Source organism: Roseibium sp. 10G30-5 (assembly GCF_055809635.1).
The window spans coordinates 3,390,685-3,405,963 of sequence record NZ_CM147918.1 but is presented as its reverse complement, the minus strand read 5'-3'; the positions used below and the strand labels follow the sequence as shown (position 1 = coordinate 3,405,963).

9 protein-coding genes and 2 pseudogenes are annotated in these 15,279 nt (G+C 56.7%); 5 read left to right on the top strand and 6 right to left on the bottom strand.

Annotated features, from left to right (window positions below; genetic code table 11):
* Nucleotides 1-6: 6 nt before the first annotated feature.
* Complete coding sequence (locus AC0L7U_RS17245) at nt 7-1,194, bottom strand: CaiB/BaiF CoA transferase family protein (protein WP_473692440.1); 1,188 nt, start codon at nt 1,192-1,194, stop codon at nt 7-9.
* Between the two features lie 412 nt (nt 1,195-1,606).
* On the opposite strand from AC0L7U_RS17245, the pseudogene pepN reads away from it, so the two are divergent.
* From pepN to AC0L7U_RS17220, 5 genes and pseudogenes are all read left to right on the top strand, one after another.
* A pseudogene (pepN, locus tag AC0L7U_RS17240) lies at nt 1,607-4,250 on the top strand (aminopeptidase N).
* 355 nt (nt 4,251-4,605) lie between these two features.
* The gene (locus AC0L7U_RS17235) at nt 4,606-6,804 is read left to right on the top strand and encodes an ATP-binding protein (protein WP_473692438.1); all 2,199 of its coding nucleotides are present in this window, start codon (nt 4,606-4,608) and stop codon (nt 6,802-6,804) included.
* Between the two features lie 255 nt (nt 6,805-7,059).
* Nucleotides 7,060-8,691, top strand: a pseudogene (locus AC0L7U_RS17230) (phospholipase C).
* Nucleotides 8,692-8,795: 104 nt separating this feature from the next.
* Nucleotides 8,796-9,293, top strand: coding sequence for a cytochrome-c peroxidase (locus AC0L7U_RS17225; protein ID WP_473692436.1), 498 nt, complete (start codon nt 8,796-8,798; stop codon nt 9,291-9,293).
* Nucleotides 9,239-10,108 carry a cytochrome-c peroxidase gene (locus AC0L7U_RS17220; RefSeq protein WP_473692435.1) on the top strand — a complete coding sequence of 290 codons (870 nt, stop codon included), beginning with the start codon at nt 9,239-9,241 and terminating at the stop codon, nt 10,106-10,108. Before AC0L7U_RS17225 ends, AC0L7U_RS17220 begins: the two co-directional genes overlap by 55 nt.
* Before the next feature lie 57 nt (nt 10,109-10,165).
* Here AC0L7U_RS17220 and AC0L7U_RS17215 read toward each other — a convergent pair whose 3' ends face one another.
* From AC0L7U_RS17215 to AC0L7U_RS17195, 5 genes are read right to left on the bottom strand one after another with little or no spacing between them, the layout of a single operon-like run.
* A complete protein-coding gene (locus tag AC0L7U_RS17215; RefSeq protein WP_473692433.1) occupies nt 10,166-10,723 on the bottom strand; it encodes a [protein-PII] uridylyltransferase family protein in 558 nt (185 codons plus the stop codon).
* Nucleotides 10,674-13,139 carry a bifunctional [glutamine synthetase] adenylyltransferase/[glutamine synthetase]-adenylyl-L-tyrosine phosphorylase gene (locus tag AC0L7U_RS17210; RefSeq protein WP_473692431.1) on the bottom strand — a complete coding sequence of 822 codons (2,466 nt, stop codon included), beginning with the start codon at nt 13,137-13,139 and terminating at the stop codon, nt 10,674-10,676. The genes AC0L7U_RS17215 and AC0L7U_RS17210 overlap by 50 nt, the downstream gene beginning before the upstream one ends.
* Nucleotides 13,114-13,947 carry a sensor histidine kinase gene (locus tag AC0L7U_RS17205; protein ID WP_473695876.1) on the bottom strand — a complete coding sequence of 278 codons (834 nt, stop codon included), beginning with the start codon at nt 13,945-13,947 and terminating at the stop codon, nt 13,114-13,116. The genes AC0L7U_RS17210 and AC0L7U_RS17205 overlap by 26 nt, the downstream gene beginning before the upstream one ends.
* Nucleotides 13,872-14,549 (bottom strand): hypothetical protein, encoded by a 678-nt coding sequence (locus AC0L7U_RS17200; protein WP_473692429.1) that lies wholly within the window; start codon nt 14,547-14,549, stop codon nt 13,872-13,874. Before AC0L7U_RS17200 ends, AC0L7U_RS17205 begins: the two co-directional genes overlap by 76 nt.
* The gene (locus AC0L7U_RS17195; RefSeq protein WP_473692427.1) at nt 14,533-15,219 is read right to left on the bottom strand and encodes a response regulator transcription factor; all 687 of its coding nucleotides are present in this window, start codon (nt 15,217-15,219) and stop codon (nt 14,533-14,535) included. The genes AC0L7U_RS17200 and AC0L7U_RS17195 overlap by 17 nt, the downstream gene beginning before the upstream one ends.
* Between the last annotated feature and the right edge of the window lie 60 nt (nt 15,220-15,279).

Below are 15,279 nucleotides of genomic sequence, written 5' to 3'. Positions count from 1 at the left end.
AGTGTTTCAGCTTTCCTGTGTTTTTTTCAATCCCAGTTCGGCCAAAATTTCATCTGTATGTTCGCCTAGCCCCGGCGCGCCACGCTCCAGCTTCAGCTCTGCATTGGCAAACCGGATGGGCGTGCGCACAGAGGCAACGCAGCCGCCTTTGGCAGAGGTCGTTGGCAAGTCGACCTTCATCTTTCGAAACACCACCTGTGGATCGTCAAAAACATCGGAGATCTTGTTGATCGGACCACCAGGAACGCCTTCCGCCTCCAGCCGCGCCAGAAGATCATCCCGCGCCCAAGTCGCAATGAAAGCTGACAGGATCGGCACCAGATCCTCGCGATTGGCGACGCGCGCGCCATTTGTGGCATAGGCCGGGTTGCCCGCAAGCTCTGCACATCCAAGAACACGACAGAAGCGGGCGAATTGTGCGTCATTCCCAACCGCCGCAATCATATGGCCGTCGCTGGTCGCAAACACTTGATACGGCACGATATTGGGATGGGAATTACCAAGACGGCGCGGTGCCTTGCCGGACACAAAGTAATTCTCTGCCTGATTGGCCAGTACACCGACCTGCGTATCGAGCAGCGCCATGTCGACATAATCGCCCTCGCCCGTCTGATCACGCCTGCGCAGAGCAGCAAGGATGCCGACCACCCCATACAGTCCGGTGAATATATCGGCAAAGGCCACGCCGATCTTCTGCGGCTCACCATCCGGGTCGCCGGTCAGCTCCATGATGCCGCCCATCCCCTGGATCATGAAGTCATACCCGGCACGATGCGCATACGGTCCGTCCTGACCAAAGCCCGTCACAGAACAATAGATCAGCCTTGGATTGATAGCCTTGAGGCTGTCGTAATCCAATCCGTATTTCGTCAGACCACCAACCTTGAAATTCTCGACCAAAATATCGGCCTGCGCAACCAGTTGGCGCACGGTTTCCTGCCCCTCAGGCGTCCGAAAGTCGGCGACCAAAGACCGCTTGCCACGGTTGCAGGAATGAAAATAGGCGGCACCAAGTGCTTCACCTCCCTCTTCCGTCTCAACAAACGGCGGCCCCCAGGTGCGCGTGTCATCGCCTGCCGGGCTTTCCACCTTGATGACATCCGCACCAAGGTCGGCAAGCGTCTGGCCGATCCATGGCCCAGCCAGGATTCTTGCCAACTCGACAACCCTGATCCCTTCAAGTGGCGATGCCATCTCCGCTCTCTCCTCCTTGTACGTACATCTTTCTGCACACTTCACAGACCTTGCTAACAAAACCTCGGCACGCGGCGCAGCACATTTTCTCAATGCAGCTCCGCAAAGCCCTGAAAGCTGCCGTTTCCAAAATCAGCTCCCAGTCGGGCATATCGCTAAATCTGATTAGTATTTCTCAATGTTATCATTGTTTTACAGAAATTTCACAAGCGCCTTCGCACCGCGTCAAACAAACGCCATCAAGCCGCGACATAGACGTCACGCCGCCTGCAAGAAACTGGACAATGGCAGGCAGCATTCCCATGTTAGGCACGCGATCGAGGCAAGGACGTTCCAAGCCCCAGCTTTGATTCGCAATCCGACAGTTTCAACGTCCGTTTCGGACGCTTTCAAAGTCATTGTGGAGTTGCACATGCGATCCGATACGGCCATCGCCATTCGTCTGGAAGACTATCATCCCTCAGCCTACCGGATTGAAGCCGTTCATCTGGACATTGACCTGCGACCGAAAGCGACCCGCGTTCGATCCCGCCTTCAGATCCATCGCAATGACCATACGGCCGCGGGAACGCCGCTGGTTCTGGATGGCGAAAATCTTCAGCTCGTCGACATCTGGCTGGATCGTGAAAGACTGGCGCATACCGACGTTGAGGTCACCGACAAGCATCTGCGTCTGGACGAGCCGCCGGCAGAGCCGTTCGTGCTGGAAATCGAAACCAAAATCGATCCCGAAGCCAATACCGAGCTGTCAGGGCTTTACCGTTCGTCTGGCACATATTGCACGCAATGCGAGGCCGAGGGGTTCCGTCGCATCACCTATTTTCTCGACCGTCCAGATGCGCTGGCGATCTACACCACACGCATTGAGGCCGACCGGGCCAGCGCACCTGTGCTGCTTGGCAATGGCAACCCAATCGAAAGCGGCGACATTGAGGGGACCGACCGCCATTTCGCTGTCTGGCATGACCCGCACCCCAAGCCCGCCTATCTGTTCGCTATGGTCGCCGGGGATCTCGCTCACATCAGCGACACCTTTACCACCGCGTCCGGCAAGTCCGTCGATTTGAATATCTATGTCGAACATGGTCGCGAAGACCGATGCGATTGGGCAATGGACAGTCTCAAACGTTCGATGACATGGGATGAAGACACCTTTGGCCGGGAATATGATCTTGATGTCTTCAACATCGTCGCCGTGTCCGATTTCAACATGGGCGCGATGGAAAACAAGGGCCTCAACATCTTCAACGACAAATATGCTCTGGCAGACCCGGACACGGCAACAGATGATGATTATGCCCGCATCGAGAGCGTTATTGCGCACGAATATTTTCACAACTGGACGGGCAATCGCATCACCTGCCGAGACTGGTTCCAATTGTGCCTGAAAGAAGGGCTGACAGTGTTCCGCGATCAGGAGTTTTCGTCTGACATGCGCTCACGACCGGTGAAGCGTATTGCCGATGTTCGGACCCTGAAGTCACATCAGTTTCCAGAGGATGCCGGGCCGCTGGCCCATCCGGTGCGACCTCGCAAATACACCGAAATCAACAATTTCTACACGGCGACCGTTTATGAAAAAGGCGCTGAAGTCATCCGTATGCTGAAAACCTTGCTTGGCGATGCCGGATTCAAGGCAGGCATGGATCTCTACTTCGAACGCCATGACGGCGATGCGACGACGATTGAAGCGTTTCTTGAGTGCTTCGCTACCGCCTGCAACGAGGATCTTGGTCAGTTTTCCCGCTGGTACGATCAGGCAGGCACACCCACCGTTAACGTCACCAGCGCTTTCGACGTCCAGCGCAAGACGCTGACATTGACCCTGAAGCAGCATATTTCGCCCTTGCCGGGACAGCCAAACAGCAAACCGTCTGTCATCCCGATCAGCTTTGCTCTGCTCGGTCGCAATGGCAGCGAATTGAACAGCTATTCGGTCGAGGGAGCTGACCTACGCGGCGACGTTCTCATTCTGAGCGAACCCGAGCAGCAAGTCACTTTCACCGGTTTGAGCGAACGGCCTGTCCCCTCGCTGCTACGCAATTTCTCCGCACCGATCAACCTGACGACAGATCTGAGTACGGAAGACCTGACCTTCCTTGCCACGTATGACAATGATCCGTTCAATCGATGGCAGGCGAGCCAGACACTGGCAACGACCGCCCTGTTGACGCTGACACGGGATCTGCAAGACGGCGGCACCCCTCAGGCGGATGATGGTATCGTCTCGCTGTTCGGTACGATCCTGACCGACAGCTCGCTAGACCCGGCTTTCAAGGCGCTGGCACTGCAATTGCCCGGCGAAGGTGAACTGGCCCGCGAACAAGGACAGAATGTCGATCCTGACTTCATCCACCTGGCACGCCAGACATTGCGTCGCGCCATTGGTCAAGGCGCATCACGACCACTTCATGGCGCTGGTGACCCGAAAGGACGACGCTGCCTATTCACCAGACGCAGCGCAAGCTGGCCAGCGCGCCTTGGCTCATCAGGCTTATGCTTATCTGTCCGGCAGTGGTGGAGAGCAGATAGAACCACTACTGAGTGCCTTTTTCGACACTGCGGACAATATGAGTGATCGCTTCTGCGCGCTCTCTCTTCTGGTGCATGATCAGTGGTCATCCGCCGACGCCGCCTTGAGCGCCTATCGCACGCGCTATCAGGACAATGCACTGGCGATGGACAAATGGTTCCAGATTCAAGCCACGACACCGGGCGCAGAGACCTGCAAACCGTCAAGGCGTTGACAGCGCATCCGCAATTCGATTTCAAGAACCCCAACCGGATGCGGTCACTGGTTCATGCGTTTGCCGGAGGAAATCCGACAGGCTTTGCGCGCGCTGACGGTGCGGGCTTCGACTTTATTGCCGACACCGCGCTCGCGCTCGATCCAACAGAATCCACAGGTGACTTCGCGCTTGCTGACATGCTTCCGCTCCTGGCGATCCTATGAAAGCGAACGTGCCAAGCGCGCTGAAAAGGCCCTCAAGAAGATTGCAGCCAGTGAAACATTGTCGCGCGACAGCCGCGACATCGTTGATCGCAGCCTGAGCTAAGCAGTGCAATGCAATGTGTTAACGGGAAAGCTCCGGGGTGGCCTTTCCCGTTAACCATTTTTTCTTTGAAGCACTGGACAAAACTCAAAAGCTGGATTCAAATGGAACTGATTCGAAGGAGACGGCTTCTTCGGCAAACATTCCAGCAGCTTCTTTTGGGGGACGCTTTAGATGGCGCGGGCATTTGTCGGCAGCGCGTCCGTGAGACGCCTTGTCCAGATTTCAGGAATTTTGACAGGACGCAACAGCCGTCTGGCCGCACACCTCCGCCTGCTCTCCGAGCCGAATTATCGCAGACTTCTGCGATCTGAGCCTGTTCTGCGACGGGCTATTCCAGCGTTGTGCATCATTTTCATTGCCTGCCTTAGCGATTTTCCGAACACTGGAACTCTCCTACGACCACCAGGACATTCTCAACAACGCCAAGACCCAATTGTCGCTGACGGCTTCCGCAATCTCGTCCGGCTTGACGAGTGACGAGAAAAAGCTGCCCGAACTTGGCTACCGTGATGCCTTGAAGAGCATCCTCGACGAAAGTGTACCGGCCGACATGAGCGACGATGGTCGCGTCGTGCTTCTGGCCAACAATCAAGGTATCGTCGTCGCCAGTTCACCCCTGACGCCAAAACTGGAAGGTCTGCCGATCACGCAGATTTTCAACGGGCCGCAGCCCCTGACCGTGTTTGGCGCCCGCGCCGGTGTGATGCGTCTGCCAACCCGTCTTTCTGGCACGGAGCAAATGGTCGACACTCTGGCGACCGTGCATCATCTGGACGGACGCCTCGGCATGGTCGCGCTGTTACAGCCGGAAAGCCAAATCTTTCAAAGCTGGCGCCGGACGGTTTCAGCCAATGTCACACTGTTTGTCGGCACCGCTTGTGTCATGCTGGTTCTGATCTATGCCTTCTTCGCGCAATCAAGTCGCGCCGAACAGGCTGACGACATCTACGCATCGACCCGCAACCGCATTGATTCCGCACTCAACCATGGCCGCTGCGGTCTCTTTGACTGGGACCTGTCACGCGGGCGCATGTTCTGGTCGTCTTCGCTGTATGAGTTGCTGGGGCGTGAGCCAAAGGACGACATCCTGTCCTTTTCGGAAGCCACCGCCCATACACACCCGGATGACATCGACCTTTTCGCTCTGGCCGAAGAACTTCTCGAAAACGGTGGCGGCACCGTCGATCACACCTTCCGCATGCACCACGCCGATGGCCATTGGGTGTGGCTGCGCGCCCGAGGTGAAGTGCAGTATGAGCCGGAGCACACTGATCCGCACCTTATCGGCATCTGTATTGATGTGACCGAGCAGCATGAGCTGGCAGAACAACGTCGCACGGCGGATCTGCGCCTGCGCGACGCCATTGAGACGATTTCGGAAGCATTTGTGCTGTGGAACGCCAAGAACGAACTGGTGATCTGCAATTCCAACTATCAGTCTCTGCATAACCTGCCGACCACGGTAATCAAGCCCGGCACGCCCTATCATGAGGTGATGGCTGCGGCCGCAAATGCACAAATTGCCTCTGCGCCTGCATCTCCGGAAACTGCGCCTAAATTGACCAACGGCAGCTATGAAGCGCAGCTTGAGGATGGTCGCTGGCTTCAGATTTCCGAACGTCGCACCAAGGACGGCGGCTTCGTGTCAGTGGGCACCGACATTACCCCGCTGAAGCGCCATGAAAAGCGCCTGACCGAGAGCGAGCAACGCCTCAAGGCGACCGTTATCGACTTGAGGAAGTCTCGCAAGACGCTTGAAACGCAAGCACAACAGCTTGTGGAGCTGGCGGAAAAATACAGTGATGAAAAGACACGAGCAGAAGACGCCAACCATGCAAAATCCGAGTTTCTTGCCAATATCTCGCATGAATTGCGCACACCGCTGAACGCCATTATCGGGTTCTCGGAGATCATGACGCAGCAAATGTTTGGGCCGCTTGGGACCGAGCGTTATGCGGAATATTGCGCCGACATCCACAACAGCGGCACATATCTGCTCAACGTGATCAATGACATTCTGGATATGTCCAAGATTGAAGCCGGGCGCATGACCATTGAAACCGAGGACGTCAATGTCCGCGAGGCTGCTTCCGATGCGGCCCGGATCATGACTGCGGCCGCGACCGAAAAAAACATCAAGGTCGAGTGCGACGTGGCGAGCGATCTGGAAATCTCGGCAGACCGTCGTGCCCTGAAACAGGTCTTGCTCAATCTCTTGGCCAACGCGGTGAAATTCACCCCCAAAGACGGCACCGTCACCCTTCAGGCCAGACGCGACGACACTATGGTGCGTTTCAACATCTCCGATACGGGCATTGGCATTGCAAAAGAAGACATCGAGCGACTTGCACGTCCGTTCATTCAGGTGGAAAATCAGTTCACGAAGAGCCACAAGGGTTCTGGTCTGGGGCTGGCCATCGCCCGCTCACTGATCGAGATGCATGGCAGCGAACTGACAATTGCATCCGAGGTGGGCAAAGGCACAACAATCAGCTTCGCCTTTGCAAGAGCCGATATAGCGGACGACGCCAGCGATGTGGCGACCGCCTCCTGATCTCATCGGTGCTTGAGGAAGCATACTCGACCCAAAATTTACAGACATACGAAACCCTGCCCCAGCGGCGGGGTTTCGTGCTTGAGGCACCAGAACCTTAAGCCTACAGCCCGAAGTAAAAATGCACGTTATTCGAGCAAGACTGAAATCAGTCACCTTACCGTCATGCGAAATCACTAATTTGTGATCGTTTCGTAAGCGACCCGTTTTCATCAGCGTGTGCGCCACACCTTTCACGAACCCAGAGGTTTCAACATGTTTCATCTCAAGGCACGTGCTGCGATTTATGCAACCAGCAGTATGCTTGTTCTGGCATCGCCACTTCTTGCTGCACAGGCTCACGCGGCTGGGCTCAACACGGCAACGCCGATCAAGCATCTCGTGGTAATCTTTCAGGAAAACGTTTCCTTCGACCACTATTTTGCAACCTATCCGAATGCAGCCAACGTCAAGGGTGAGCCAGAGTTCAAGGCCGCTGCCGACACGCCGAGCGACATAAACACGCTCGCCCACGCAGGCCTTCTCGACACCAATCCAAACAAGACCAACACGGACAACGGCAAAAATGCCGCGGCGCCTTTCCGTCTGGACCGCACCCAGGCTGCAACCCAATCACAAAACCACGGTTACACTGCGGAACAGGCCGCTTACGACGACCTGAAAATGGACCTGTTCCCGAAGAACACCGGTCGCGGCACCAACGGTGCTGCCGGTTCGTTCGGCACCAATGGTCAGGTCATGGGCTACTATGACGGCAACACCGTTACATCCTTGTGGAACTACGCTCAAGACTTCGCCATGAGCGACAACTCGTTCTCCTCGACCTTCGGTCCGTCCACGCCGGGCGCGATCAACCTGGTTTCCGGTCAGACCAACGGCATGTCTCTGCCAGCTGGCTATAAGCTGGAAAAAGACGGCACATATGACAAGGGTCGCGTCGTTCCAGATGGCAACGGAAACTGGACGATGATCTCGGATCTCGACCCGACCAGCGACGTCTGCTCCAAGGGCAAGACTGCATCCATGACAGGCCAGAACATCGGCAACCTCTTGAACGACCACGGCATTACATGGGGCTGGTTCGAAGGTGGCTTCGATCTTTCAGTCAAGAACGACAATGGCACCACCAATTGTGCACGCTCGCATACCTCGGAAATCACCAAGTCGGAAGAAGTCGACTATATTCCGCACCACGAGCCATTCCAGTATTATCCATCGACCGCCAATCCGACCCACGTTCGCCCCTCTTCGGTTGACGTCATTGGCACGAGCCAAGATGGCGGCGCCAATCATCAGTATGACATCAATGACTTTTACGCCGTGCTGAAAAATGGCAACCTGCCGTCCGTCTCCTTCCTGAAGGCCTCGGGCTATCAGGATGGTCATGCCGGTTACTCCGACCCCATTGACGAACAGCATTTCGTGACCAACATCGTCAACAAGGTTCAACAGTCCAAGGACTGGAAGAGCACGGCCGTGATCGTCATGTATGATGATTCCGATGGCTGGTACGACCATGCCCATGCGATCGTGAACCCTTCGAACGTTCCGGTAAAAGGCTACGACGTTCTCAATGGCGATGCCTGCAGCTAGGGCACTCCGCTGCCGGGGGTCAGCGGCAAGCCGGCTGAAGGACGCTGCGGCCATGGCACACGCCAGCCGTTCATTGTCATCTCGCCGTATTCCAAGAAGAACTACGTCGACCATACGTTGACCGACCAGACATCTGTCATGCGCTTTATCGAAGACAACTGGATGGCCGGACAGCGTCTGGGGGGCGGGTCCTTTGATGCCATCTCCGGTTCGATCGACAGCATGTTCGACTGGTCTCATCCGCGCACAGACAAGCTGATCCTCGACCCGAAGACCGGCACCGTCAAAAGCTAACGGAACCAGAGACCCATGTTTCCAGGAACGCTAAAACCGAGCCACTAGCCATGATGATGCTCGCGGGGGTTTGCCTCGCGAGCATCGGGCTGGAAACCGCCTTCGTGACAACATTTGTGAAGGCCGATCCCAGCCCATCGTCTGGCCATCACCCTGCCCCGGACCCATCCCTCAGCGTTGTTGCTTCGCTGGGAGAGCAGATGTTTTACGACACGAGCCTGTCCGGCTCGCGCAAGATGTCCTGTGCAAGCTGCCACGACCCGGACAATCATTACGCCCCAACAGCTTCGACATCCGTTGTCATGGGCGGGCCACACATGCAGCAACCCGGCATCCGAGCCGTTCCCAGCCTGACCTACCGCATTGACACGCCATCCTTCTCGGTTGGTCCAGAAAGCGGGGCAGAAGAAGCGGCTGAAGCCAGCCCAATGGCTGAGGCTTCCGGCGTGGCCTTGTCGCAGATTGCACCGTCCACAGGGGGGCTGCCACCGGTTCTCCGGTCGTCAAGGCAATGTACGCCGATGCCAACAAGGTGCCCCAAGGCGGTATGTTCTGGGACGGGCGCGCGGACACACTGGAGGCGCAGGTCTTTGGTCCACTGATGTCGCCGTTTGAAATGGCAAACACCAGCACGACCAGCCTCTACAAGCGTGTCATCGTGCATTATGGCCAGCAATTGGAACAGCTTTTCGGCCATCAGGTGATGAGTGACGAGGCCATGGCTCTTTCGGAGGCAGCCTTCGCGCTGTCGCGCTATCAGGTGGAGAGCATGTCGTTCCACCCCTATACAAGCAAGTATGACGCCTATCTGCGTGGCAAGACCACGTTGTCAGCACCGGAAAAGCGCGGACTGGCCTTGTTCGATGACCCCAAGAAGGGCGACTGTGCTGCGTGTCATCTTGACACCAAGACGCCCAATGGCACCCTGCCCTTGTTCACCGACAATGAATTTGAAGCTCTGGGCGTTCCACGTAATCCGAAGATTCCGGCCAACAAAAACCCGCACTACCACGATCTCGGTATCTGCGGTCCGCTGCGCCATGACGCCTATTCCAGGCAACCGCAGAATTGCGGGTTGTTCAAGACGCCCAGTTTGCGCAACGTTGCCAGCCGCAAGGTGTTCTTTCACAACGGCGTCTACAGCAATCTGACAGATGTGGTAAAATTCTATGTCAACCGCGATACCCACCCCGAATTGGTCTATCCGACAGATGCCGATGGCAACGTACAGATCTACAATGACCTCCCCAAGAAATACCGGGGCAACATCGACATGATCGACGCCCCCTTCGGCACCAAACAGGGATCCAAGCCCGCGCTGGACAATCAGGAGATTGCCGACGTCGTCGCCTTCCTCAAGACACTGACCGATGGCTGGTCGGGCGCGCAAAACGCTGCCGACAGCCAGACCCAATAACGCCAACATACGACGATACACACAGCCGCGACCCTGCAACGGGATCGCGGCTGTGCTTTATTGCGGCAGAGGCCCGACAATGTCGAAAAACAGATCCCGCACCTGACCTTGCACCTCTTTCAAACGCTGGGTCAGGCGGGCGAGGTCCGCCTCACCACTCGCCTGCAGCAGCAGCGACACCACGCCGCGCGGCGCATCATCCAGCTTGAACCGCCCGTCCAGCGTCATGCGCAGCACCTGCGTCAGCGACAGATACAAGGCGAGTGCGCCAAGCAATTCATCCGCCTGCATCGGATCGAGGATTCCGCCTGCGCGCAAATTGCGCAAGGCTGTCTCTGTTGTCTGCGACAACACGTTCGGCGCTTCGGCTGCGTGAGCGAGAAGCAGATATTGTGTAATGAACTCAATATCCACCAGACCACCAGCCACCTGCTTCATGTTCCAGACATTAGTGGTTCCCTTTTCGCGCTCAATGCGCGCCCGCATGGAGCTGACATCTGTTGCCAATTGAACCGGATCGCGTGTCCGCGACAAGGTTTTCGTCAAATAGGCATTGATACGGTCCTCAAACTGCGTTGATGAGGTGGTGATGACCCGCGCCCGCGTCAAAGCCATATGCTCCTGCAGTCCAGGCTTTCTGTTCCTGATAGCCAATGAAGCTTTCAAGGCTGGTGGCCAATGGTCCGGAATTCCCAGACGGACGCAGACGAAAATCCACATCGTAGAGCCGCCCTTCCGCCGTCGGCGCTGAAAGCGCGCTGACGAGGCGCTGTGTCAAACGCGTGTAATATTGCGTCACCGACAGAGGGCGCGCGCCGTCAGATTGCTTGGCACCCGCGGGCGCTTCATAGAGCAAGATCAGATCCAGATCGGACGTTGCCGTCATTTCCTGACCGCCCAGCTTGCCCATCGCCAGAACGGCAAGCTCACCGCCTTCAATATGACCATGATTTTCGGCAATATTTGCCTCAACCCAAGGCAGCAGATGCGCGACTACGGCTTCGGCGAGACGCGCCAGCGCTTGCCCGACCTGAACCGCATCAATGGTGCTGGAGAGCAAACGCAAGCCGATCAGGAACTGCTGCTCTTGTGCAAAGATCCGCGCCCGGTCGAGGGCTTCCTCATAGAAACGGGCTTGCGTCAACGTGCGCTCAAGCCCTTCGGAAAACTCCTGTTCTGTCGGCATAGCGCCAAAGAAAGCCGGATCCAGCACGCTGTCGAGCACATGCACGCGCTGCGATACGGTCTCCGCGAGGCGCGGAGCTGACCCCATCACCGTCGCCAGCAGACTCATCAACTGCGGATTGGAGCGCAGCAGCGCAAAGAGCTGTACGCCAGCAGGTAATTTCGCCAGAAACTGATCAAAGGCCCGCAAGGCCCCATCGGGATTTTCGGTCTCCCCCAGCGCCTTGATCAGTGTCGGATGCAATTCGGTCAACCGCTCACGCGCCCTCAATGAGCGGGTCGAGGGATAGCGTCCAAAATGCCAGACGCTGATAATCTTCGCAGCATCTGACGGCTTTCGAAACCCAAGTTCTGTCAGGGTCTCGAGTGTTTCGGGATCCGTGTCCTCGCCAGTGAACACCAGATTGCCCAGTTCCGATACGAGAGCTGGATCTTCCTCAAAGAGTTCCGCATAGTGCCGCTGGACCCGGTGCAAATGGCCCAGCAGATCCTCCTCGAAAGGTGACAAACTGTCGTAGCCCATCAGAAAGGCAACGCGCGTCAATCCCTCCGCGTCCTTGGGGAGCAATTGCGTCTGCTCGTCGTTGAGCATCTGGATGCGGTGCTCCACTTTGCGCAGGAACACATAGGCAGCTTGCATCTCATCGCGGACGTCACCCTGAATCCAGCCGGTTTCTACCAACCGGTCCAGCATCTGCAACGTCAGACGTCCGCGTAACTCCGGGTTTCGTCCACCCGCAATCAATTGTTGGGTCTGAACAAAAAACTCGATTTCGCGGATCCCGCCACGCCCAAGCTTGACGTTGTGTCCCGCGACCGCAATGCGCCCATACCCCTTGTGGATGTTGATCTGGCGTTTGATCGCCTGGACATCGGCGATGGCAGCAAAATCGAGATACTTGCGCCAGACGAAAGGGGTAATTTCCTTGAGAAAGGCCTCGCCAGCCGGCAAATCCCCCGCACAGGGACGTGCCTTGATCAGCGCCGCGCGTTCCCAGTTCTGGCCAAGAGACTCGTAGTAGGTCAAAGCACCGGGCACAGACATGGCAAGGGGCGTGGCACCGGGGTCCGGTCGCAAACGCAGGTCAGTGCGGAAAATATAGCCGTCCGCCGTGCGTTCCTGCATCATTTTCACAAGACGCCGGGTCAGTCGCACGAATTCGACCGGGGCCTCGCCCTTGGTCGTAATCGGGGCGATATCCGGATCATAAAGAACAATCAGATCGATATCAGAGGAGTAATTCAACTCACGCGCGCCATGCTTGCCCATCGCCAGAACAATCAGTCCTGACTGCTTTTCGGGATCATCGGCACTGATGGGCGCGAACCGACCGCGAGCGGCCAGATCGCTCAGACCAAAGCGAACGCAGGCCGACAGCGCTGCATCGGCAAAATCAGACAGACCAGCAGTCACTTGGGACAGAGACAAGGCTCCGGCTAGATCGCCAAGCCCCAACGTCAACGCCAGATCCTGTTTCAACAACCGCAAATCGCGCATGACGGAGGCTTCACTCTCCGGTGCAACGGCACGGGCCGTTGCAATGATGTCAGCCACCCGCTCTTGCGGATCTTGCCGCAAAATCGCCTCCAGCCTCGTCACATCACGCATACAAAGATCACGCAGATAGGCAGAGTTGGACAAGACGCCTTCGAGGAAGTCGCGCACGGCCGGATCATCGGCCAGCAGTTGTGCGAAGCCGCCCTTCTGCCTGCCCGAGGACTTAAGCAGATCCTCGAGGAAAGCCGGTGCGTTGCAAGTGTCATTTGTGGGAATGATCTGCGTCAAAGAGTTGATCAACACCGGCTTCGGGTGTGGCAAATCAGACGGCGTCCGTGTCCTTGTCATTGTGTTTTTCTCCCGGACCTAGCGGCACGGCCTTGAGGTCCAGTTCGACCTTCAGACCGGGCTTGGCATCATGCAAGTGAAGGTCGCCACCATGCAGCCGCGCGATGGCCCTGACAAGACTCAACCCCAAACCGTACCCGGGGAGATTACGACTTTCATCCAGCCGCACAAAACGGGCAGATACTCTTTTGACGTCTTCACTGCGAATGCCGGGACCATTGTCGGCAAGCCAAAGGCCCACTCGTTGATCATCGCGCAGATAAGTCCCGATGCGAATGCACAGGGCGCTATTTTCAGGCCGACCATACTTGAGGGCATTCTCGATTAGATTGACCAGCACTTGAGCCAACAGCTCCCGGTTGCCGAAAACTTTGAGGTCGGGTGCAATGTCAGGCTCCAGATGGCCGCCCTCATCTTCAATCAGTGGCCCATAAAGATCGACAACCTCTTCAGCCAGTGTGGCAAGCGCGACGTGTTCCATATCGACGTCCGGACTCATCGATTCGATCCGCGCGATGCGCAACAATGCGTCGAAGACGCGGATCAGCCCATCAGAATCCTCGATGGCCGCTTGCAGTGCTTCCCGGTAATCGGTCTCGGAGCGACCTTCACGCAAGGCCTGTTCAACACGCGTGCGCAGTCGATTGAGCGGTGTCTTGAGGTCATGAGCGATATTGTCTGTCACATCGCGCATGCTCTGCATCAGCACCTCGATGCGATCCAGCATCTCGTTCAGATTGCCGGCAAGACGATCGAATTCATCGCCATTTCCAGCGACCGGCAAACGCCCAGCAAGATCGCCGTGCATGATGGTGGCACTGGTCGCAGAAATCGCGTCAATCCTGCGCAAAACGCGGCGCGTGACGAAATACCAGGTGGTGCCGGCCATGATGACGACGCCCAGGAGCCAGAACCGCAGCGCACGCGACAGGACGTTGGAAAAGCGCAGCTGTTCGCCAAGATCCCGGCCAACCAGAAGCCGATATCCCCCCGCAGCTGGAAGATGCGCACAAGCGCATCGCGCTGTTCTTCACCATTGTGCGCGGGACGGCTGTACTCCACCTGACGAATATCGCCATCGGCTTCGTTCAAAACCATGTTGGGCAAGCGCGAGATATTGCCGACAATCGTGTTGCCAGAGAAATCCACCAGCATGTAAAGGCTGGCATCAGGTCGCCGCGCACGTCGCTCAATGCTGGCGACGACGGCGCGAATGCCGCCGCGCACATATTCATCGGCAAGACCGGTGATTTCAGCATCAATTGTCTGACGCACCTGAGCCCGCATCAGGCTGTTGGTGTTGCTGGAAATATAGATCAGCAGAAAGCCCGACAATGCCGTAAACACCACGACATAGAGCACGGAAAGCTTGAAGGCTGTGGTTCTGAACGCTCTAGTCAGACGTATCACGAATGGTGTACCCGGCTCCGCGAATGGTGTGAAGAAGCGGCTTGTCGAAGTCCTTGTCGATCTTCGAGCGCAAGCGCGAAATATGCACGTCAATCACATTGGTCTGCGGATCGAAGTGATATTCCCAAACGTTTTCAAGAAGCATGGTGCGCGTGACCACCTGCCCGGCGTTCTGCATGAGATATTCCAGCAAGCGGAATTCGCGCGGCTGCAATGGAATGTCGGTGTCAGCCCGTTTGCAGGTATGCGTCAGACGATCCAGCACCAGATCACCGACACGGTAACTGGTCTGCACGACAACGCCGGCCTTGGGGCGGCGCGCAAGTGCTTCAACACGGGCCTGCAATTCTGTGAAGGCATAGGGTTTCGTCAGATAGTCATCGCCACCCGCTTTGAGACCCTTCACACGGTCATCAACCTGACCGAGGGCTGACAGGATCAGCACCGGCGTCTGGTTGCCCTGCCCGCGCAAGGATGAAATGACACTGAGGCCATCAAGCTTCGGCAACATGCGATCAACGATCAGCACATTGTATTCGGCGCTTTGCGCCATCATCAGCCCTGTCTCACCATCGTCTGCCTGATCGGTCACATGACCCAGTTCAGTCAGCCCTTTGGCCAGATAAGCCGATGCTTCGACGTCGTCTTCGATAACAAGAATTCTCAACATAGTCTCCTTTTACCGAAAAACAGCCAGATCTCAACATAACTCCGGCGGCGGATCTTTTCA

What these genes read in the sequence shown, in the direction of transcription:
- AC0L7U_RS17220 (WP_473692435.1), top strand. Translation starts at nt 9,239, where the DNA reads ATGTTCTGGGACGGGCGCGCGGACACACTGGAGGCGCAGGTCTTTGGT.
- AC0L7U_RS17215 (WP_473692433.1), bottom strand. Translation starts at nt 10,723, where the DNA reads ATGGCTTTGACGCGGGCGCGGGTCATCACCACCTCATCAACGCAGTTT.
- AC0L7U_RS17195 (WP_473692427.1), bottom strand. Translation starts at nt 15,219, where the DNA reads ATGTTGAGAATTCTTGTTATCGAAGACGACGTCGAAGCATCGGCTTAT.
- AC0L7U_RS17205 (WP_473695876.1), bottom strand. Translation starts at nt 13,947, where the DNA reads ATGCACGGCGATCTTGCTGGGCGTTTGCCGGTCGCTGGAAATGGCGAT.
- AC0L7U_RS17210 (WP_473692431.1), bottom strand. Translation starts at nt 13,139, where the DNA reads ATGACAAGGACACGGACGCCGTCTGATTTGCCACACCCGAAGCCGGTG.
- AC0L7U_RS17245 (WP_473692440.1), bottom strand. Translation starts at nt 1,194, where the DNA reads ATGGCATCGCCACTTGAAGGGATCAGGGTTGTCGAGTTGGCAAGAATC.